The sequence below is a fragment of the Streptomyces sp. NPDC048479 genome, from assembly GCF_040651435.1.
Taxonomy (GTDB): Bacteria; Actinomycetota; Actinomycetes; order Streptomycetales; family Streptomycetaceae; genus Streptomyces.
This window is the reverse complement of the sequence record NZ_JBEZKA010000059.1, coordinates 1-17,761: the sequence shown is the minus strand read 5'-3', so window position 1 is coordinate 17,761 and position 17,761 is coordinate 1. Positions and strand designations below refer to the sequence as shown.

15 protein-coding genes and 2 pseudogenes are annotated in these 17,761 nt (G+C 69.4%); 5 read left to right on the top strand and 12 right to left on the bottom strand.

The window, feature by feature from the left end; all coding sequences use genetic code 11:
• Positions 1-133: 133 nt before the first annotated feature.
• The 4 genes from AB0D12_RS39655 to AB0D12_RS39640 all read right to left on the bottom strand — a co-directional run bounded on the left by AB0D12_RS39655 (position 134) and on the right by AB0D12_RS39640 (position 4,375).
• A complete protein-coding gene (locus tag AB0D12_RS39655; protein ID WP_362694501.1) occupies positions 134-991 on the bottom strand; it encodes a fumarylacetoacetate hydrolase family protein in 858 nt (285 codons plus the stop codon).
• A gap of 1 nt (position 992) precedes the next feature.
• Positions 993-1,958 (bottom strand): 3,4-dihydroxyphenylacetate 2,3-dioxygenase, encoded by a 966-nt coding sequence (locus AB0D12_RS39650; RefSeq protein ID WP_362694499.1) that lies wholly within the window; start codon positions 1,956-1,958, stop codon positions 993-995.
• Positions 1,951-3,423 (bottom strand): aldehyde dehydrogenase, encoded by a 1,473-nt coding sequence (locus AB0D12_RS39645; RefSeq protein WP_362694497.1) that lies wholly within the window; start codon positions 3,421-3,423, stop codon positions 1,951-1,953. Before AB0D12_RS39645 ends, AB0D12_RS39650 begins: the two co-directional genes overlap by 8 nt.
• A 145-nt stretch (positions 3,424-3,568) precedes the next feature.
• Positions 3,569-4,375: an acetoacetate decarboxylase family protein gene (locus AB0D12_RS39640; protein WP_362694494.1), complete on the bottom strand. Its 807-nt coding sequence runs from the start codon at positions 4,373-4,375 to the stop codon at positions 3,569-3,571.
• A gap of 198 nt (positions 4,376-4,573) precedes the next feature.
• Between AB0D12_RS39640 and AB0D12_RS39635 the strand changes: the two genes are divergently transcribed.
• The 3 genes from AB0D12_RS39635 (at position 4,574) to AB0D12_RS39625 (ending at position 8,677) form a co-directional block, all read left to right on the top strand.
• Positions 4,574-5,956 (top strand): glutamine synthetase family protein, encoded by a 1,383-nt coding sequence (locus AB0D12_RS39635; protein ID WP_362694491.1) that lies wholly within the window; start codon positions 4,574-4,576, stop codon positions 5,954-5,956.
• A gap of 21 nt (positions 5,957-5,977) precedes the next feature.
• Entirely contained in the window at positions 5,978-7,342 is a 1,365-nt protein-coding gene (locus AB0D12_RS39630) for an aminotransferase class I/II-fold pyridoxal phosphate-dependent enzyme (RefSeq protein WP_362694488.1), read from the top strand.
• A 279-nt stretch (positions 7,343-7,621) separates the two neighbouring features.
• Entirely contained in the window at positions 7,622-8,677 is a 1,056-nt protein-coding gene (locus tag AB0D12_RS39625) for a chitinase (RefSeq protein WP_362694485.1), read from the top strand.
• A gap of 137 nt (positions 8,678-8,814) precedes the next feature.
• Here the strand turns inward: AB0D12_RS39625 and AB0D12_RS39620 are convergent, their stop codons facing one another.
• Complete coding sequence (locus AB0D12_RS39620; protein ID WP_362694482.1) at positions 8,815-9,345, bottom strand: hypothetical protein; 531 nt, start codon at positions 9,343-9,345, stop codon at positions 8,815-8,817.
• A gap of 337 nt (positions 9,346-9,682) precedes the next feature.
• On the opposite strand from AB0D12_RS39620, the gene AB0D12_RS39615 reads away from it, so the two are divergent.
• The gene (locus AB0D12_RS39615; RefSeq protein WP_362694479.1) at positions 9,683-10,936 is read left to right on the top strand and encodes an AI-2E family transporter; all 1,254 of its coding nucleotides are present in this window, start codon (positions 9,683-9,685) and stop codon (positions 10,934-10,936) included.
• 41 nt (positions 10,937-10,977) lie between these two features.
• On the opposite strand, the gene AB0D12_RS39610 is transcribed toward AB0D12_RS39615, so the two are convergent.
• The 3 genes from AB0D12_RS39610 to AB0D12_RS39600 form a co-directional block, all read right to left on the bottom strand.
• Positions 10,978-12,546 carry a cellulose binding domain-containing protein gene (locus AB0D12_RS39610; protein WP_362694476.1) on the bottom strand — a complete coding sequence of 523 codons (1,569 nt, stop codon included), beginning with the start codon at positions 12,544-12,546 and terminating at the stop codon, positions 10,978-10,980.
• A 387-nt stretch (positions 12,547-12,933) separates the two neighbouring features.
• The gene (locus AB0D12_RS39605; RefSeq protein ID WP_362694473.1) at positions 12,934-14,004 is read right to left on the bottom strand and encodes a DUF3533 domain-containing protein; all 1,071 of its coding nucleotides are present in this window, start codon (positions 14,002-14,004) and stop codon (positions 12,934-12,936) included.
• Positions 14,005-14,195: 191 nt separating this feature from the next.
• The gene (locus tag AB0D12_RS39600) at positions 14,196-14,891 is read right to left on the bottom strand and encodes a TetR/AcrR family transcriptional regulator (protein WP_362694503.1); all 696 of its coding nucleotides are present in this window, start codon (positions 14,889-14,891) and stop codon (positions 14,196-14,198) included.
• 72 nt (positions 14,892-14,963) lie between these two features.
• Here AB0D12_RS39600 and AB0D12_RS39595 point away from each other — a divergent pair.
• Positions 14,964-15,160 (top strand): annotated as a pseudogene (locus tag AB0D12_RS39595) (hypothetical protein); the annotation flags it as partial.
• A 491-nt stretch (positions 15,161-15,651) separates the two neighbouring features.
• On the opposite strand, the gene AB0D12_RS39590 reads toward AB0D12_RS39595, so the two are convergent.
• From AB0D12_RS39590 to AB0D12_RS39575, 4 genes and pseudogenes are all read right to left on the bottom strand, one after another.
• Positions 15,652-16,077: a DUF3592 domain-containing protein gene (locus tag AB0D12_RS39590; RefSeq protein ID WP_362694470.1), complete on the bottom strand. Its 426-nt coding sequence runs from the start codon at positions 16,075-16,077 to the stop codon at positions 15,652-15,654.
• A gap of 493 nt (positions 16,078-16,570) precedes the next feature.
• On the bottom strand, positions 16,571-16,792 hold the full coding sequence (locus tag AB0D12_RS39585) for a helix-turn-helix transcriptional regulator (RefSeq protein WP_362694467.1): 222 nt from the start codon (positions 16,790-16,792) through the stop codon (positions 16,571-16,573).
• Positions 16,792-17,277, bottom strand: coding sequence for a DUF2975 domain-containing protein (locus AB0D12_RS39580; protein ID WP_362694464.1), 486 nt, complete (start codon positions 17,275-17,277; stop codon positions 16,792-16,794). Before AB0D12_RS39580 ends, AB0D12_RS39585 begins: the two co-directional genes overlap by 1 nt.
• A gap of 358 nt (positions 17,278-17,635) precedes the next feature.
• Positions 17,636-17,761: pseudogene (locus AB0D12_RS39575) on the bottom strand (transposase); the annotation flags it as partial.

Sequence of the window (17,761 nt, the reverse complement as noted above, 5' to 3'; positions counted from 1 at the left end):
CGGACGCCCTCCCCAAACACAACGTCGGCCTTCACGACCCCAACCGAGTCATGAAGGCCGACGTCACGCGCAGGGCCGAATTCGCCAACGGCGTCTCCCTGATGATCCGGCCCCACACCTCTTGCTCAGGGGCTCAGCCCCGCCTGGGTGGCCTGATGCCGCGGAACTCCCAGTCACCGCCGAGCGCGGTGGAGAGCACCTCCTCCGACTCGGTGGGCTGCGCGCCGACGTCCGCGCGGATCGCGGTCGGGCCGCTGACGATGTGGTTGGTGAGCCGGCCGAGGCCCTCGACCTCCACCTCGACGACATCGCCGGGCTTGACGGGCCGCGAGTTTGCCGGCGTGCCGGACAGCAGAACGTCGCCGGGGAACAGGGTGATCGTGCGGGCGATGTCGGCGACGAGATAGTGCATGTCCCACTTCATCTCGTCGGTCGAACCGTCCTGGACGACTTCGCCGTTGACGTATGTGCGCAGCCGCTTGCCGTGGAAGTCCCAGTCGGTGACCAGGCCGGGGCCGAGCGGGCAGAGCGTGTCGGAGCCCTTGACGCGCAGCATGGAGCCGGCGTCGGTGTCGCGGAAGTCGTGCAGGCCGTAGTCGTTGGCGACGGTGTAGCCCGCGATGTACTCCCCCGCCCGGTCCGGCGCGATGTTGCGGCAGGTCCGGCCGATGACGATGGCGACCTCGCCCTCGTAGTTGAGCCACTTGCAGCCCTCGGGGCGGACGACGGCGCCCTGATGGGCGTTGAGCGACGACGTCGGCTTGTGGAAGTACGTCGGTGTGTCCGGGAGGCCGATCCGGAACTCGTCGACCCGGCTGCGGTGGTTGAGATGGACCGCGACGATCTTGGACGGGACGACCGGCGGCAGATGCCGAGCCTGGTCGGCCTTGACCCGGCGGCCGTCGCCGGCGACCAACTCGTCGCCGTCGCGGACGGTCTCGACGACGGCGCCGTCCAGGAGGATGCGGCGGTACTCGGACGTCTCAGCCATGTCAGCTCTCCTGGTCGGCGTGCGGGTCGCGGTGGTGGTACGGGTCGTGGCGCAGGCCGGGTGCGGCGTTGGGGGCGCCGGTCCCGGTCCAGCCGTCGGCCGGGCGGTCGAACCACAGATGCGCCTGGCCGGTGCCGATGGCGTTCTCGTACTCCCCGTACTGCCGGGCCGTGGCGATGCACTCACTCTCGCCGAGGGCGCCCGCCATCATCAGATAGTGGAAGAACTTCGCCTCGGGCCTGTGCTTCCAGAACTCCGGCATGGTCTCAAGGACCTTGGCGTGGCGGCCCTCCTTGAACCAGGCGATGCGCTCGTAGTCGGCCTCCCGGGCCCCGGCGCTGAAGATGTGGGAGGGGTCACTGGGCTCGTGGTGGCGCAGCTCCCGCAGCGGCCAGAAGGTGTGCGACAGGGCGCCGGAGGCGATCAGCAGCACCTTGCGGCCGGGGGTCGCGGCGATGCCGTCGGCGAGGGCGCGGCCGAGCCGCAGGTGGTCCTGCATATCGCCGGTCTGGCAGACGCCTATGGTGACCCAGCGCTTGTCGGGCAGGCCTTCACCCAGGTACTTCCACAGGTTGATGGTGGCGTAGTAGATCGGCAGATAGACGTCGTCGACAGCGGTGATCCAGGTGCCGTGCTTCTCGGCGAACTGCGCGACGTTGTGGGCGAGTTCGGGGTCGCCCGGGAAGTCGTACGGCATACGGCGCATCCCGCGCGGCAGCTCTTCGGAGGTGAACAGGCCGGCGCGGCGGTCCTGGGCGGTGATGACGAACTCGACGGTGGTTGCCCAGTGCGAGTCCAGGACGACGACAGTGTCGTAGTCGGCGGTCTCGAAGACGTCCCGGCGCAACTGCTGAAGGCCGGTGACAAGGGTGATCTCCTTGCCGTCGTTCAGCTCGAACCGGTCCTCCTGCGAGAGCACGATGGTGGGGACGTGCGAAAGCAGTCCCGCGCCGACGATCTCACCCATGTTCCCGCCATCCCTTCGGTGCCGTCACGCTGTTCTTGATGTCGCAGTAGAAGTCGAAGCTCCAGGTGCCGCCCTCACGGCCGATACCGGAGTGGCGGGAGCCGCCGAACGGCGCCTGCAGGTCTCGTACGAAGAAGCAGTTGACCCAGACCGTGCCCGCGACGAGCTGTGCGGTGACGCGCTCGGCGCGCTCGCGGTCGCCGGTGACGACGGTGGCGGCGAGGCCGAAGCGGGTGTCGTTGGCGAGGGCGACCGCTTCGTCCTCGGTACCGAAGGTCTGCAGAGTCAGGACGGGGCCGAAGACCTCCTCCTGGACGATCTCGCTGTCCTGCGCCACGTCGGCCAGCAGCGTCGGCCGGTAGTAGAGGCCGCCCAGCTCGGTGTTGGGGCCGCCGCCGATGACGGCGCGTGCGCCGGCCGCGAACGCCCGCTGCACAAAGCCGTCGATCTTCTCCAGCTGGCGCGAGTGGATGTTGGGGCCGATGCCGGTGGCCTCGGCGCGTGGGTCGCCCTGCCCGAGCTGTTCGGCTTTGGCCACGAAGCGCCGGGTGAACTCATCGGAGATCGAGTCCTCGACGAGGATGCGGGTGGCGGCCAGGCACACCTGTCCGGCGTTGTCGTACTGCTCCACGGCCAGGTCGACGGCGAGGTCGAGGTCCGCGTCCGCGAAGACCAACAGGGGTGATTTGCCGCCCAGTTCGAAGCTGGCGGGTGTCAGGTTGACGGCGGTCGCGGCGGCAATCGTGCGAGCCGTGGGCACCGAACCGGTGAAGCTGACGCGCCGCACGTCCGGGTGGGAGACAAGGGCGCTGCCGGCCTCGGAGCCGTACCCCTGGAGGATGTTCAGGACGCCGGCCGGGAGTCCCGCCTCGGCTGCGATGTCCGCGAGCAGGGATGCGGTGAGCGGGGACCACTCGGCGGGCTTGAGGATCACGGTGTTCCCGGCGGCGAGAGCCGGGGCGATCTTCCAGGTCGCGAGCATCAGCGGCGCGTTCCACGGCGTGATCAGGACGCAGGGGCCGGCCGGGTCCCAGGAGACGTGGTTGGTGTGACCGCGTGTGTCGAAGTCCTCGTGGCCGAGCCGGAGCAGCCAGTCCGCGAAGAAGCGGAAGTTGTGCGCGACGCGCGGCATGACGCCGCGGCGGTGGGAGCGCAGCAGGGCGCCGTTGTCATGCGTTTCGACGATCGCCAGGTCCTCGATGCGTTTCTCGACGCCGTCGGCGATGGCGTGCAGGATGCGGGCGCGTTCGGCTTGCGGGGTGCCGGCCCAGGCGGGGAAGGCGCCCTTGGCGGCGGCGACGGCCGCCTCGGCCTCGGTCGCCGTGCCGCGGGCGATCTCGCCGAGCGTGCCGCCGTCGATGGGCGAGACGTCGGTGAACGTCTCGGCGGAGGCAACGCGCTCGCCACCGATCCAGTGCCGGGTGTCGACGGCGACGCCGGCGACGGTGGTGATGTGTCCGGTCATGTCCAGGTGCTCCAGGTGCTGCGGGTTGTGATGAGGAGTGCGGGCGCCGCTGGAAGAGGAGCCTCGCCGGTGTTTGAGGCGCGGGGTCCGGGGCGGAGCCCGTCCTGCGGCGGCAAAGAGGGGCGGGAGAGCTTGCCGTAGGCGCCTACTCGGCCCGGGACGTGCCGGACTCCAGCACATGCCCGCCGTCCCAGACCGCCCCCACCTGCCGGTAGTACGCCGCGATCGGCTCCCGTACCTCCAGCCGCGCCAGTTCCTCCGTCGGCGCCTCGAACAGCTCGAGCTCGGCCTCGCCCCGCCAGGCCTGCCCTGCCTCGAAGGACGCGGCGCCGGTCTCGATGAGCTCGTCCAGCGCGAGCCCTTTGCCCTTCTCGACGGAGGGGAGCCAGCGGTGGTGGGCCATGGGGTGTCCGTTGACGAATCCGTTCGTCTCCGACTCCTCCCGCAGCGTCACCACAGCCTGCGCGAGGCGTCGGTCGGCAGCCGCGAGCGTCGCCCCGAAGCGGGCGCCGGCCTCGATCCGCGGGGCGGGCCCGTACGGATGCGGACGGGTCTGATGGATCGAGCCGAGCTTCTTCGGGTAGCCCTGGTGCAGCCCGCGGGCGATCGCGAAGTCCTTGTCGACCCAGATGTAGACGCAGCGCGAGTACGTTCTCCCCCGGTAGGAGCAGCGGACCACAGCGAAGGCCTCCTTGTACTGGGAGCGCACCGGGTCGAGCAGCTCCTCGCGGGAGCCGGAACAGGACTGCCAGTCGGCCCAGATGAGGGCAACCGCACCCGGGTCCTCGTCGGCGAGCTCCAGCGGTTCGGGGAGCAGTTCGCGCACCCGGGCGGGATCGGTGCGGTACTCGACGGTGAGGAGGTCCCCGGAGTAGTGCCATGGGGGCGAAGGGATGAGCGATGAGCTGCCCGTCGCCGTCTTGGGGTGGAAGTAACCGCGCGTCAGCGACACGATGTCTCCTCGATGGGATGCGGGCAGCCGTTGAATTCGTTTGGATCCAAATAACAGTCTCCCCGCACCCTCCGTCAACCCCGCCCACCACCCGATTCACTTCCGCCGGAGCGATCCGCGCGGGAGGCTTGCCAGGGAGGGCCCCACAGAATACGTTTGACCCCAAACGGAACGCGGGACGACCGGAAGGGGCACACAGTGTCCACCCACCCCTCCCCCTCACATCCGGGCGCCACACCGGAGGAACTCGCCGCTCTCGCGGACGAGCTCTCCACCCAGGGCATCGACCTCGTCCGGGTGCTGTGGAGCGATCTGCACGGAGTCGCCCGGGGCAAAGAAGTGCACGTCAGCGAGTTGTCGCGGTTTGCCGGGCCCGGCCTGTCCTTCTGCCAGGCCGTCATGGTCACCGACCTCGGCGGAAACCCGCTGGACCTGTCCGAGAGCTCGGGAAGCGGCTGGCCCGACGCCCACGCCCGGATCGATCCGACCACGCTCGCGATACCCGGCTATGCGCCCGCAACCGCGTTCCTGCTCGCCGACGTCACGGACTCGTCGGAGAACCGCGCCCCGTTGCATCTGGACCCGCGCGGACTGCTGCGCAACCAGGTCGACCGGCTCGCCCGCCGCGGCCTGAATGCCGTAGCCGCGCCCGAGCTGGAGTTCTATCTGCTGGCCCCGGACCCGGAAGCGCCGCACGGCTGGCGGCAGTACTCCGAGCACGACAGCGCCGGATACGTGGTCGGAGCTGCGTACGACCCCGACTCCCTGCTCCCGCTGCTGATCCGCGAATGCCATGCGCTCGGGCTGCGCGTCCAGACCGGAAACCAGGAGTTCAGCGGCGGCCAGTTCGAGATCAACCACACGCACGGACCGGCGCTCGAGGCCGCGGACCGGGCTTTCCTCTTCAAGTACGCCGTGAAAGAGATCGCGGCGGCACACGGCCTCCGGGCCACCTTCATGGGCAAGCCCTTCGCAGACAAGGCGGGCAGCGGACACCACGTCCATGTGTCGCTCGTGGACAATAATGGCGGGAATCTCTTCGCCGATCCGTCGGGCGAGGGCGGTGTCAGCATCCTCGGACAGTCCTTCCTCGCCGGCGTGCTTGAGCACGCACCGGCGCTCACCGCCCTGCTCAACCCCACCGTCAACGCCTACAAGCGGCTCGCCTCGCCCGACTCTCTCGCGCCCACCACCGCCAACTGGGGCTACGACAACAGGACCGCTTACGTACGGATCCCGCCCGAGCGCGGCCCCGGCACCCGGCTCGAGGTTCGCGTCGCTGACGGCGCCGCAAACTCCTACCTCGTCATCGCGGCCCTGCTCGCAGCGGGACTGGACGGAATCGATCGCGAACTGGTCCCGCCCCCGTCTCTCACGGAGAACCCGCGCACCGAGGATGTACCGCCGCTGCCGTCCTCGTTCGGCAGTGCCCTCACCGCCCTGGAGGAGGACAAGCTCCTCGGCGAAGCGCTGGGACCCCGGTTTGTCGAGGTCTTCATCGCCCTGAAGCGCCAGGAACGCGCCCGTTTCGAACGCGCGGTCACCGACTGGGAGTTCCGCGAGTACGCACGCATGCTCTGACCACTGTACGAAGGGAAACACATGGACCTGCAGCACTGGCTCCGCGAAGCGGCACGAGCCAACCAGGAGTGGTCGGCAGGCTTCGGCTCGTACACGACGCACCCGTCACTCGCCGTCGAGGACGGTCGATTCGCCGAAGTTTTCGGGGAGTTCACCGAGCGGCTGAAGGACAACTATCCCTTCTTCCACCCGCGCTACGCCGGGCAGATGCTCAAGCCCCCGCACCCGGCCGCCGTGGTCGGCTATGTCACGGCCATGCTGATCAACCCCAACAACCACGCGCTGGACGGCGGTCCGGCCACAGCAAAGATGGAACGCGAAGTGGTCCAGCAGCTGGCCACGATGTTCGGCTTCGGCACGCATCTCGGCCATCTCACCACCAGCGGGACCGTCGCCAACCTGGAGGCGCTCTTCGTCGCCCGCGAACTACATCCCGACCGGGGCGTCGCCTACAGCGCGGAGGCCCACTACACCCACGGCCGGATGTGCGGCGTCCTGGGTGTCGAGGGGTACGCGGTGCCCACAGACGACCGTGGCCGAATGGATCTGGACGCCCTCGAAGAGCTGCTGCGCACGGGCCGCGTCGGCACGGTCGTACTCACGACGGGCACCACCGGCCTCGGCGCGATCGACCCCGTCCATCAGGCGCTCGCCCTGCGGGAGAAGTACGGGGTACGCATCCATGTCGATGCCGCCTACGGAGGCTTCTTCACGCTGCTCGCCGGCGCCGAGGGAGCGGCCGGACTGCCCGATGCCCCGTGGCGCGCCATCGCCCGCTGCGACTCGGTGGTGGTCGACCCGCACAAGCACGGGCTCCAGCCGTACGGCTGCGGCGCGGTCATCTTCGCCGACCCCGACGTGGGGCGCTTTTATCTGCACGACTCGCCGTACACGTACTTCACCTCCACGGAACTGCATCTCGGCGAGATCAGCCTGGAGTGCTCCCGTGCCGGCGCCTCGGCCGCGGCCCTCTGGCTCACCTTCCAGCTGCTGCCGCCCACGACCGAGGGCCTGGGCAACGTCCTCGCCGCCGGCCGCCGCGCCGCCCTGCGCTGGTCGGAACTGATAGAGGCTTCGGACGCCCTGGAGCTGTACCAGTCCCCCGAGCTCGACATCGTGTCCTACTTCCCCGCGACCGACCCCTCCGCCCTCTCCGCCATCGACACAGCCTCGGAACGCGTGCTCCAGCAGGGCATGACCGAGCAGGACCCGGTCTTCCTCAGCACTCTGCGGGCGGATGCCCATGCCTTCGCGGCACGCCACCCCAAGGTGACCACGGACGCGGACGGGGCGCGCATCCTGCGCAGCGTGCTGATGAAGCCGGAATCCGAGGACCATGTGCAGCAGTTGCACGCCCGGCTGGAGCAGCTCGCGCGACAGTCCTAGGCGCCGCCGACGTGCTGCGTCCCACGCCGCCGTACGACCGACCTCCTCGGCGGCGGCAACCGGTGTAACGGCACTGGCGCCTCGGGCTGGTCCAGACCTATTGACGGTAGGTCTGGACCATTTTACCGTGTGGTGACATCACCTCACGCGAGCCTCCCGGCCTGCCCCGGTCGCGCGCCCCCATCACCACCGTGGTTCACCAACTCACCCGGAGCCAGGCCGTCATGGACGACTTCGTCGATGCGGTGGCGGCCAGAAGCGGCGAGAAGGGAGCACAGCATGATCGGTCGGAGGTTACGTCTGCTGGGGGCCGGCCTGGCGATGGCTTGCCTCGTGCAGGTACTGGTCGCTGCGGCGCCGAGCTCACCGACGGCTGCCACATGTGCGGTCAAATCGAAGACCTCGGGCAAGGTGCTTCAGGGGTACTGGGAGAACTGGGACGGCGCGGCAAATGGCGTTCACCCGCCGTTCGGATGGACTCCGATCACTGACACCCGCATCCGTGATCACGGCTACAACGTGGTCAATGCGGCCTTCCCGGTGATTCGTTCGGACGGCACTGTCCTGTGGGAGGACGGGATGGACGCGACGGTGAAGGTAGCGACCCCGGCCGAGATGTGCCAGGCCAAGGCGGCCGGTCTCACGATCCTGATGTCCATCGGCGGTGCGACGGCCGGTATCGACCTCAGCTCCAGCGCCGTCGCCGACCGCTTCGTCGCCACGGTGGTGCCGATCCTGAAGGCGTACAACTTCGACGGCATCGACATCGACATCGAGACGGGCCTCGTCGGCAGCGGCAACATCAACCAACTGTCGGCCTCCCAGGCCAACCTCGTTCGCATCATCGACGGCGTGCTTGCCCGGATGCCCTCGAACTTCGGCCTGACGATGGCGCCCGAGACGGCCTACGTCACTGGAGGCAGCGTGGCATACGGCTCGATCTGGGGCGCGTACCTGCCGATTGTGAAGAAGTATGCGGACAACGGCCGGCTCTGGTGGCTGAACATGCAGTACTACAACGGCAGCATGTACGGGTGCTCCGGCGACTCGTACTCCGCCGGCACGGTCCAAGGGTTCACCGCGCAGACGGACTGCCTCAACAGGGGGCTGGTCGTCCAGGGCACCACGATCAGGGTTCCCTATGACAAGCAGGTTCCGGGGCTGCCGGCGCAACCGGGCGCCGGGGGCGGCCATATGTCGCCGAACCTGGTGTCGCAGGCCTGGAACAACTACAACAACGGTCTGAAGGGACTCATGACCTGGTCCATCAACTGGGACGGGTCGAAGGGCTGGACGTTCGGGAACAACGTCAAGGCTCTCCAGGGCCGCCGCTGAAGTCGGCGTTGGGTGAGCACCGCATGACACCGGTGCGCGGTCCTCAGCAAGCTCGCAGCCGGCCCCGGCCCCTCGAGGGCCGCTGCCGCCGGGCCGCATCCCCCTGCGAGTCGGCGGCGCTGTGCGGCAGGCGACGGCTACCAGTCTTTTTCGACGCCACCCATCTTGGCACCGGCGAGGACGCTCACCCGGCCCGTGTCGTCGTAGACGTCCTGACGCCACTTGGCGAACGTATCGGCCAATCGCTGCATGTCCTCATCCGATCCGAAGCCCGCCTGCATCATGATCTGCGCCTCGTTCCTGTCCCCCACCTTACGGATGATGACCTTGCCGGCCATGGGAGACAGGACGTCATCGGTCCTGACGCTGTTCGAGGCGAGATAGCCGCGGAAGTCGGCCTTCGCGTCGTACCAGCCCGCCATCTGCTCCTCGGAGGTCAGAACCGGCTCACCGTCGCCCTCGGTCGTCAGGTCGGGCTGCTCCGCTCCGGACTCGTCGGTCGTCTCATCCGTGCTCTCCTCGGTCGCTCCCGACTGCCCCTGAACGGAACCGCCGGCCACCACTTCGCCCGGCCCCGGCCGCTCGTGTCCGCACGACACCAACAGCCCGCAGAGCAGGACCACCACTGTTGTGGCCCCCGCGCGGCGCACACTTCCGCCAGTCGTCATCAAGCCCCCCCGGTTCGCGTACTGTTCCCCGCTGTCCAGATGCATACGACGCCGGTTCCGTTCCCGGTTCTCGGGAGATCCATGAGATTCGGGTGGGCCTGCCACCCTCACGGCAGCAGATGGCCAAGCTTCGCGAGGAGCTCACCCGCGTCGCCTGCCCAGACCCCTCTCGCAAGCGCCCGACGCCGACTCGAGGTCGGACGGGCCTGGACGGGGGATTCGGACCGCCGCTGAGACCCGAGCGGCAGACCAGCCACGCCATACGGTCCGCGTGCCTTCGGGCGAATATCGCGCCAGAGGCGTGGCACGAAGGGCCTTCGGTGGTACGAGCTTGTGGATGTCCAGGCCATCGGATCCGCAGTCCGGCAATCCGGACCCCGGCGCGCCGTCCGCCGGGCGCCGGCGCCGGATCCGTACGGCGTCGCGTCAGGCGCTGCGCGGCATCACCGCGCCTCCGGCCGGGAAACCGGGTGGCCGGCGCCCGCTGCCCCGCTCCCGGCCCGGCGGGGAGCCGCGGGTGTCCTCCACTCTGCGGACGGCTGCCGCGTACGCCTGGCGGATCCTCGTGGTGGGCGCCCTCGTGTACGCCGTCTTCTCGGCTCTGGGGCGGTTCCACGAGATCGCCCTGGCTGTCTTCCTCGGCATGGTCATCACCGCGATGCTCCGGCCGGTGGCCGACCTTCTGGGGCGCGTTGTGCCACGACCGCTCGCCGTCGCCGTGTCCCTGGTCGGCGGCATCGTCCTCGTCCTGGGGGTCCTGGCGCTGGTCGGCAACGCGGTGGCGAGCGAGCAGGCCGGGCTGGTACGGGAGTTCCAGGCCGGCTTCGGCAGGATCCAGCGCTGGCTCCAGCAGCCGCCGTTCCGGCTCAACCCCCAGGCACTGACCGACATCCAGTCCCGGATCGGGCAGTTCCTTTCCAGCCACCGGGCCACCCTCATCAGTACGGCACTCAGCGGCGCCGGCCGGCTGGTCGAAGTCCTGACCGTGTTCGCCCTGGCCCTGTTCTCCTCGGTCTTCTTCATCCACTCCGGCGACCGGCAGTGGGGCTGGTTCTGCGACCAGCTTCCGCCGGCCGCACGGGACCGGGTGTCGATCGCGGGCTACGCGGCCTGGCGGACCTTCACCGGGTACACGCACGGCATCGTGCTGGTGGCCGGGACCAACGCGATCCTGGTCGGCGTAGCCCTCTTCGCTCTCGGCGTGCCGCTCGCGGTTCCGCTGGCTCTGCTGGAGTTCTTCGCCGCCTTCATTCCGCTGATCGGCTCACCCATCGCCCTCGCGGTCGCCGCCGTGGTGGCCCTGGCGGCCAAAGGCCCGCTCATCGCGGCCATGGTCGTCGCCCTCATCGTGATCATCGGGCAGATCGAGGGCCATCTGCTGCACCCGATCGTGATGAGCTGGGCCGTTCGGCTGCATCCGGTGGTGGTCGCGCTCACGGTCATCGGCGGCGCCGTCGCGGCCGGAGTACTGGGGGCCGTGGTGGCCGTGCCGATGGTGTCCGTGCTCTGGTCGGTTCATCAGGCGCTGCGCCGGGCGCGCGAACCGGATCCGCTGCAGAACCCGGCCCCCGGCGGAGGGACGGGATCGTAGGGCGCCCGGGTCCTTGTCGGGACCGGGGCGCCCGTCCGCTGTCAGCCGGTGTAGGCCGCGAAGATCTTCGAGAACTCGTACGCGGACTGCGGGATGTTCGTGCACATGTAGAGGGCACCTGTACAGGCGTTGCGGTCGCGGGTCGCCTCCCAGAAGGCAAGCTCCCCGAGGTGCTTGCCCTGCGCGAAGGTGACCAGCTGGCGCGCGTCGGCCTGGTCGAAGACGTGGCTGTCGTCGTTCTGGCCGAGCATCGGCGTCACACCGACCATCGCCCAGACCTGAGCGTCGCTCCTGGCCGGGTACAGCGACTTCAGCTGGGTGTACGTGCTCTGCGCGGCCCGCACCGCCGCGTCGCCGTAGTCGACATTCCGGTAGTAGTCCATCGCCATGACGTTCACGACGTCGAGGTTCACCCCCGCGTCCCGCGCCGACTTCACCACAGCCAGCCCGTCGGCGGTCAGCCCCTCCGGGAGAACGGGCAGCGTGAGAGATATCCGCAGACCCGGGTGGGCCTGCTGGAGACGCGCCAGGGCCTGGGAACGACGACTGACCGAGACCGGGTCGGCGGTCGCCGCTCCCTCGATGTCGAAGTCGGCGTACGTCAGGTCGTAGGCGGTGACGACCGCGTTGTACTCGGCGTACAGCGCGTCGACGGACGAGCACGCCTGAGCCAGCTCGATGCCGCTGGCGCCGCCGAAGGAGATCTTGACGTCTCCGCCGCCCGCCCGGATGGCGTCGACCTGGTCCCTGGCCCAGCCGGCCCGCGGGTCATAAGCGTTGAACCACATGGCCTTGCAGGCCGATGCGGTGACAAAGGCCATCGTGAAACTCTTCAGCCCGCTCGCCGATGCCATCGTGGGCATACTCGGGGTCGGCCAGGCGCCCATGTCGATGTACGGCGCTGTGCGCACCCCTCCGGTCGGTGGTGTACCGCCGCCCGTGCTCGTCGTACCGCTGACGGCCGCGCTGTAGGCCGAGAAGTTTCCGGCGGCGTCCTTGGCCCGGACGCGGAACCCGTAGTTGGTGCTCGCCTGCAGTCCGCCGGCGGTGTACGAGGTGCCGGTCACGGTGACCGGCGTGCCGCCGTCGCGGGAGACCTCATAGCCCGTGACCGTGCCCGAGTTGTCGGTCGACGCGGTCCAGCTCACGGTCAGGGACGAACTGGTCGCCGAGCCGACCCGCACCCCGGACGGCACGGTAGGCGCCGTCGTGTCGCCGCCGCCTGAACCGCCTTCGCAGGATGCGCCGTTGAGTCTGCAGTTCGTAGGTGTGCCACTACCGCTGGACACCCAGCCGAACGTCGCGGTCGCGCCGGGCGCCAACGACCCGTTGTACTCACGGTTCTTGAAGGTGTAGTGGCTGTCGCTCCGGGTGAGCAGCGCGTCCCAGTACGAGCCGACCGACGTACCCGAAGGCAGGTCGAACTCGACCGTCCAACCGGTCAGTGCGGAGCTGCCGCCGTTGGTGATGGTGTACGCGCCCTGGTAACCGCCGTCCCAGGTCGATGTTTTCGAGAACGCCGCCGTCGGCGTGGCCGCGGCAGCGGGTGGGGCCAGGAACAGGACGAAGGCCCCGATGAGCGTGACGACCAGCGTGAAAGATCTTCGCATTTGCTGCCTCCACGGAGTGGGAACAAGCGCGGTTTCGAGCGTGCGGGGTCGAGAGAAAATGCTTGGTCTATACCAAAGCGTCTGGCATGTACATACCGAACTCGCGGCGTCTCGTCAAGACGCCGCTTGCCCAGGCCGGGGCCTGGTGTAGGTGTCCTTGCGGAACCGCTGGCGGGGCTGGAACGCGAGGTGTGCCGAGGTGGTCGATGATGCGGTCGGCCGCGGGCGCCTTGCGGCGAACAGTGCCCTCAGCTCCGACGGAACCGCGCACGAGAGCGGACCGGTCCCGCACGGTACGCCGTTGCGGGAGCCCGCCCTTGTCCATGGCCCCGGCCGTCACCCAGTCGCCGTTGCGGACGGCCCGTCAGGGCGCCCGGCGCCGCTCTGTCAGACCGCGACGCCGGTCTGGCGGGCACGCCGGATGTGGAGCGCGGACGCGACGACAGCGAGCAGTGCGCCGAGGGCGGCGTACAGCCCGAGGACCCACAACGGCTGGGTGAGGGCGTGGCCGGAGAAGTAGATCGTGTTGCGCACCGCCGTAGTGCCAGCCCCCGGCGGCAGCCAGTCGCCGATCGCCCGCCAGAACGGCGGCAGGAGCGCGGCAGGGTAGGCACCGCCCGCGCTGGGGTTGCCGAGAACGACGAACAGGACGATGGTCACGCCGATGCCAAGGATGCCCCACAGCACCTGGAAGGCGACGGTGGTCGCGGCCGCTGCGAAGACGACGAGCGAACCGAGCGCCCACAGCGCGGCGAAGTGACCGCTCAGCGCGCCCAATACCGGATCTGCGATGATCGCGCCACCCAGGCCGGAGAGGACGGCGTACACGGCGAGGGTGCCCAGGCGGATGAGGGTGCGGTGCAGGTTCGCGGGGCGGGCGCCGCCGGCCATGCCGAGGATCGCGGCGGCCAGGTAGCCGCCGACGATCCAGCCCAGCACCAGGTAGAAGGACGACATGCCCCGGCCGTCGCTGGCGTCCGGCGGCCGGATGTCGCTCACCGTTATATGCCTCTTCTGGGCCTGTTCGACGCTCTGGGCGATCTGGGCGGCGGTGGAGGAGACCGCGGGGCCGCCCGCGGAGGCGACGAGCAGGGTGTCGGTGGTGCCCTTGGGATTGACGATTACGGCCGCGTCGACAGTGCGGTCGAGGATCTGGGCGCGGGCCTGCCCTTCGCTGCCGACCGTGTGGGCCTCGACGGTATCGCCCTTCATGGAGTTGAGCTGGTCGACGACCCGGTCGGCCGCCTGGGCGGGCGCGACGACCGCGACCGGTATGCGGTGCGGAGTCGGTGCGTGGAAAGCGCCGATGTATGAGAGGACGAACCCCAGCTGGAGGGCGAGCACACCGACGACGAGCAGCACTCCGCGCATGCTGACGGCATCGCGCAGCTCCGCCGTGAATCCGTGGTGCTTGCTGGCTTGCGGCGTTTCGGAAGCGGCGGGAGGTCCGGAGGTCATCCTGTGGTGTCCTTAGGGGTTCGGTGTTCTGGCGTTCGGTCGTTCGGTGTCCGGTGCTCGTTGCCCGGTGCCGGGTGTTCGGGCGGAACACGGATGCGGGAACGGGCGGCGGGATCGGTCGGCCCGGCGGCCGGCATCACCCTGGGGGCGTACGCCGCAAGCGTGCGGTGTCTCGCACTTGGGGGCGTCGCTCACCCCGCCGCGTCGTCGGGTGCGGGTCTCGCGGTGTGCGTGCTGCCGGCCGTGAGCAGCCCGGTCAGCAACCGCCTTAGCCACGGACGGGTGCCTTCCAGGTCCTCGTCGAGGAGCAGTTGCGCCGTGACGCCTTCGTACGCCGTCATCACCGCTCTGGCGGCCCCGTCCGCGTCACCCAGGACCGGCGGCAGGACCCCTTCCGCGGCCAGCCGGGCCAGCTGGCCCGCGATGGTCTGCCGAAGGCGCGCCCGGTGCTGCGAGAGCGTCTGCGCCACGATCGGGTCCCTGGCCGCGTGACTCAGGAAATCGGTCTTGACCAGCAGCCAGTCGCGGTCCAGCGGCAGCGCCTCGGTCACGCGGTCCACCGCGGCGGACACGTCGAGGCCGACGTCGACGGACAGCGCCTCGGCGACCTGATCGGCAATCAGGTCGGCGCGCTGCTGATAGAGGGCGAAGAACAGCCCCTCCAGGCTGTCGAAGTTCGAGTAGAAGGCACCCCTGCTGTAGCCGGCGGCCTCACACACCTCTTCGATCGACACCCCGCGGAACCCCTTGGCCGCGAACACCTCGAACGCGGCGTCCAGCAGGTTCGCCCGCGTCCGGACGCGGCGCTTGGTCACGCGCCCGGTCGTGCCGTCCGGGGCCGCTCCCGCAGCCCGGCGCCGCCGCGCGGCCGTCCCCTCGGCGTCCATGGTCACGCCCCACCCCCCGTTCGATACACGAGTGCATCCGATACATCAGTGTATCAAACGTAGCGCGGGCCCCGGCCGAGCCAGCCGCCCGCACAACGACTCGCCCAGGTCGGTGCGCTAGACGCGTTCACCGGCAACCGCCGGACCTGCAACTGCACCTGACGGAGCTTCACCGGCGGTCGCGCGGCGCGGGCGCCGCCCAGCTGCCCCTCGTCGGCGGGCGAGACACGGCGCGGCGGGGCTGCCCGGCCTTGGCGAAGCCGAGCGGCTAAGCGCCCAGTTCGGTGCTCGACATGAACATCTCTCGCCATCTTGTGGGCGACCACCCGGAGTTCCGGGACAACGCACGGCTGGGCTGTGGAACAGGCGGCCAGACACAACTACCGCCTGGTGGCTGTCGGCCGCACCGACGATTTCAGTGCCCCTCTGCCGCGAATACGCGACACCTCAGCATGCGAGCTGACCAGTCCCAAGGCCGGCATACGCTAGTCACCCCCTTCAGCAACCGTGGCTCACCGACGAAATGAGCAGTCCTGGGTGCGGAATTGGCTTGGGATCTTCAGGGATGAGACGAGACGGGTCCAACCTGTCCTATCGCGCCGAAGGTTGAGCAGTCTCACCGAAGACTGATCGCTGGGGCTCCGCCTCATCGAAGGCTGGTTGACTGACTGCGGCCCCGCGACACGGAGCCCAGCAACGGTGGCGTCCCGGGTCACTCGGTGCGGACGTGCTGCCGCCGTAGAAAGTGAGTCGGCTGCGGTCAGAGAGTGAGTAGTCGGACGAGCAACACCACCAACGTGCCCGCTGTGAACACCGACCCCAACACGGTGAACACCAGGTCGACCGTCGCTACGTCCCATCCCTGGATCGCAAACCGACGGGGATCTTCCGGATCGTATTGGACCATGACAAAGGTCCCCACGCCGAAGTCGCCTCCGACGAAACCGCGGCCAAACCTGGATGAGTACTCGCACTCGCGGCCGTCCCGGGTCGTCCAGGCTGCGACCGGGTGGTAAAACGTGGCGCCTTCGTCGTCTCGTCTGACATCGTGGCGGACGATCCGGCCCTCTGCGGTGACACCTGTGCGACGGAGCGCGCTGGCGCGGCGGAGTCCGTACACGCCGAAGCTGAGGAAGACCGCGCCAATCGTCAGCGGGATGAGCGAGAAGAGCCATTCGCGTTCCATGTGTTGTGCGACGCGTGCGTGGGGGTGTCGGTTGCGGGTGGGACGGCTGTGGCAGCCTGCCTGCCACGCCCGTGGCCCTGGCCGCTCCGCGCAGGGTCTTGCCGTCGACCGCCACTGCGTGCAGCGGACCGTCGGCCCCAGCGCGCCGGTCGGCCGGCCAGCGGCCCACCGCCCCGGTCCAACGCATAGCCGTCGATGCGGCCCAGCAGCCGTCGCACCGTCGCCTCCGCCGGCAGGCACCGCTCGGGGACAGCGGATCGGGCCGTACGCCAAGGCGCTCCAGGACGGACGGCGGGGCGTCGGCGATCCACTCACCCACCGCCAGCAGGCGCCCTTCCGCGCTGGAAGGACGGGGTGCGGTGCAGGTCAACCGGAATCTACCCAACGGGGTCGGGACGGTGCTGCGGGTGATCGGCGATCCACGTCCATGCGGTCCACGTGCCGTGTCACGGGCCGGTGGTGCCAGGCGTTTTCACGCCCGCCCTGGGGCACGTCATCCGCCCGCGGCGTCCTCGGCCTCCCAGCGCAGCAGGTCGCCCGGCTGGCACTTGAGCACCTCGCAGAGCGCGGCGAGCGTCGCGAAGCGCACCGCCTTGGCGCGGCCGTTCTTGAGTACCGCCAGGTTGGCGGGCGTGATCCCTACGCGGTCCGCGAGCTCGCCCACGGACATCTTCCGCCTGGCCAGCAACACGTCGATGTCGACGGCGATCGGCATCAGATCACCTCGTCCAACTCGTCCTGCATCTGCGCCGCTTCGACGTCGCGCGCGACGGCCTGGGCGAGCAGCATCCGCAGCACGAGCACGATGAGCGCGACCCCCAGGATGGCCACGCCAACCCCGCCCATGATGACGGTGACGCCCGGGTCGGCCCGCTGGCCCGGCGCATTGAGGGCCGTGACCGCGAACCACACGAGGGCAGCCGCCACGATCGCGCCGATCACGACGTCCACGTACCGGAAGGCGGCCTGGGAGAACACGGTTCCGCGTCGCACCATCGCCACCAGCCGCCATACGCAGACCAGGGCGACCTGGACCGACACCACGCCCAGGATCGTGATCACGCGCAGCGGGGTCAGCGGCAGCGACCCGTCCTCCGGGTCGGTGGCCAACGCCCACACCATCAATGCCTGTACGAACACGGTGCCGGCGAGCACCACCACTAGCACGGCGCGCAGCGCACGCACTGTCAGCTTTCCCATAGCCCACTCTTCCATCGAGTTGCGATGGAAATCTATCGAACTTCGATAGGTGAAGCAAGGGCTGGGACGAAGGGTGGGCGGCGGTCTCGCACCGTGGCGGGACGCCGCCGCCCCCTCCCATGGCATGGCGTTCGCGCGAACCGTCTTGATCTTGTCGAAGTCGACCTCGCTTGAGCACAAATCGGACGCCACCCGCCTACGCCGAAGCCCTGGGCTGCCCTCACCGAGTCGGACTGCCCGATGCCGTCGCGGCGGTCAGCGAGCGGGTGATCACCACTTCGCTGGAGTCGAGAGCGGCTGAGCGGTCGCGATACAGCTCGTCCTGGAGAGCCCCCGCTTCGAGACCACAGGCACGGACCCCCCGGGACCGCAGTTCGGCATGCACCCGCGGGGCACCATAGGCGCCCTGGTGATCGGCGTGGATCTCGCGGATCTCAGACACCGTCCGCGCTTTTTCGGCGGCTCGCTCGGCGCGGGCCTCGGC

Excerpts from the sequence above, each read along its gene's own strand:
- AB0D12_RS39655 (WP_362694501.1), bottom strand. The coding sequence starts at position 991 with ATGGCTGAGACGTCCGAGTACCGCCGCATCCTCCTGGACGGCGCCGTC.
- AB0D12_RS39650 (WP_362694499.1), bottom strand. The coding sequence starts at position 1,958 with ATGGGTGAGATCGTCGGCGCGGGACTGCTTTCGCACGTCCCCACCATC.
- AB0D12_RS39645 (WP_362694497.1), bottom strand. The coding sequence starts at position 3,423 with ATGACCGGACACATCACCACCGTCGCCGGCGTCGCCGTCGACACCCGG.
- AB0D12_RS39630 (WP_362694488.1), top strand. The coding sequence starts at position 5,978 with ATGGACCTGCAGCACTGGCTCCGCGAAGCGGCACGAGCCAACCAGGAG.
- AB0D12_RS39625 (WP_362694485.1), top strand. The coding sequence starts at position 7,622 with ATGATCGGTCGGAGGTTACGTCTGCTGGGGGCCGGCCTGGCGATGGCT.
- AB0D12_RS39620 (WP_362694482.1), bottom strand. The coding sequence starts at position 9,345 with ATGACGACTGGCGGAAGTGTGCGCCGCGCGGGGGCCACAACAGTGGTG.
- AB0D12_RS39615 (WP_362694479.1), top strand. The coding sequence starts at position 9,683 with ATGTCCAGGCCATCGGATCCGCAGTCCGGCAATCCGGACCCCGGCGCG.
- AB0D12_RS39610 (WP_362694476.1), bottom strand. The coding sequence starts at position 12,546 with ATGCGAAGATCTTTCACGCTGGTCGTCACGCTCATCGGGGCCTTCGTC.
- AB0D12_RS39605 (WP_362694473.1), bottom strand. The coding sequence starts at position 14,004 with ATGACCTCCGGACCTCCCGCCGCTTCCGAAACGCCGCAAGCCAGCAAG.
- AB0D12_RS39600 (WP_362694503.1), bottom strand. The coding sequence starts at position 14,891 with ATGGACGCCGAGGGGACGGCCGCGCGGCGGCGCCGGGCTGCGGGAGCG.
- AB0D12_RS39590 (WP_362694470.1), bottom strand. The coding sequence starts at position 16,077 with ATGGAACGCGAATGGCTCTTCTCGCTCATCCCGCTGACGATTGGCGCG.
- AB0D12_RS39585 (WP_362694467.1), bottom strand. The coding sequence starts at position 16,792 with ATGCCGATCGCCGTCGACATCGACGTGTTGCTGGCCAGGCGGAAGATG.
- AB0D12_RS39580 (WP_362694464.1), bottom strand. The coding sequence starts at position 17,277 with ATGGGAAAGCTGACAGTGCGTGCGCTGCGCGCCGTGCTAGTGGTGGTG.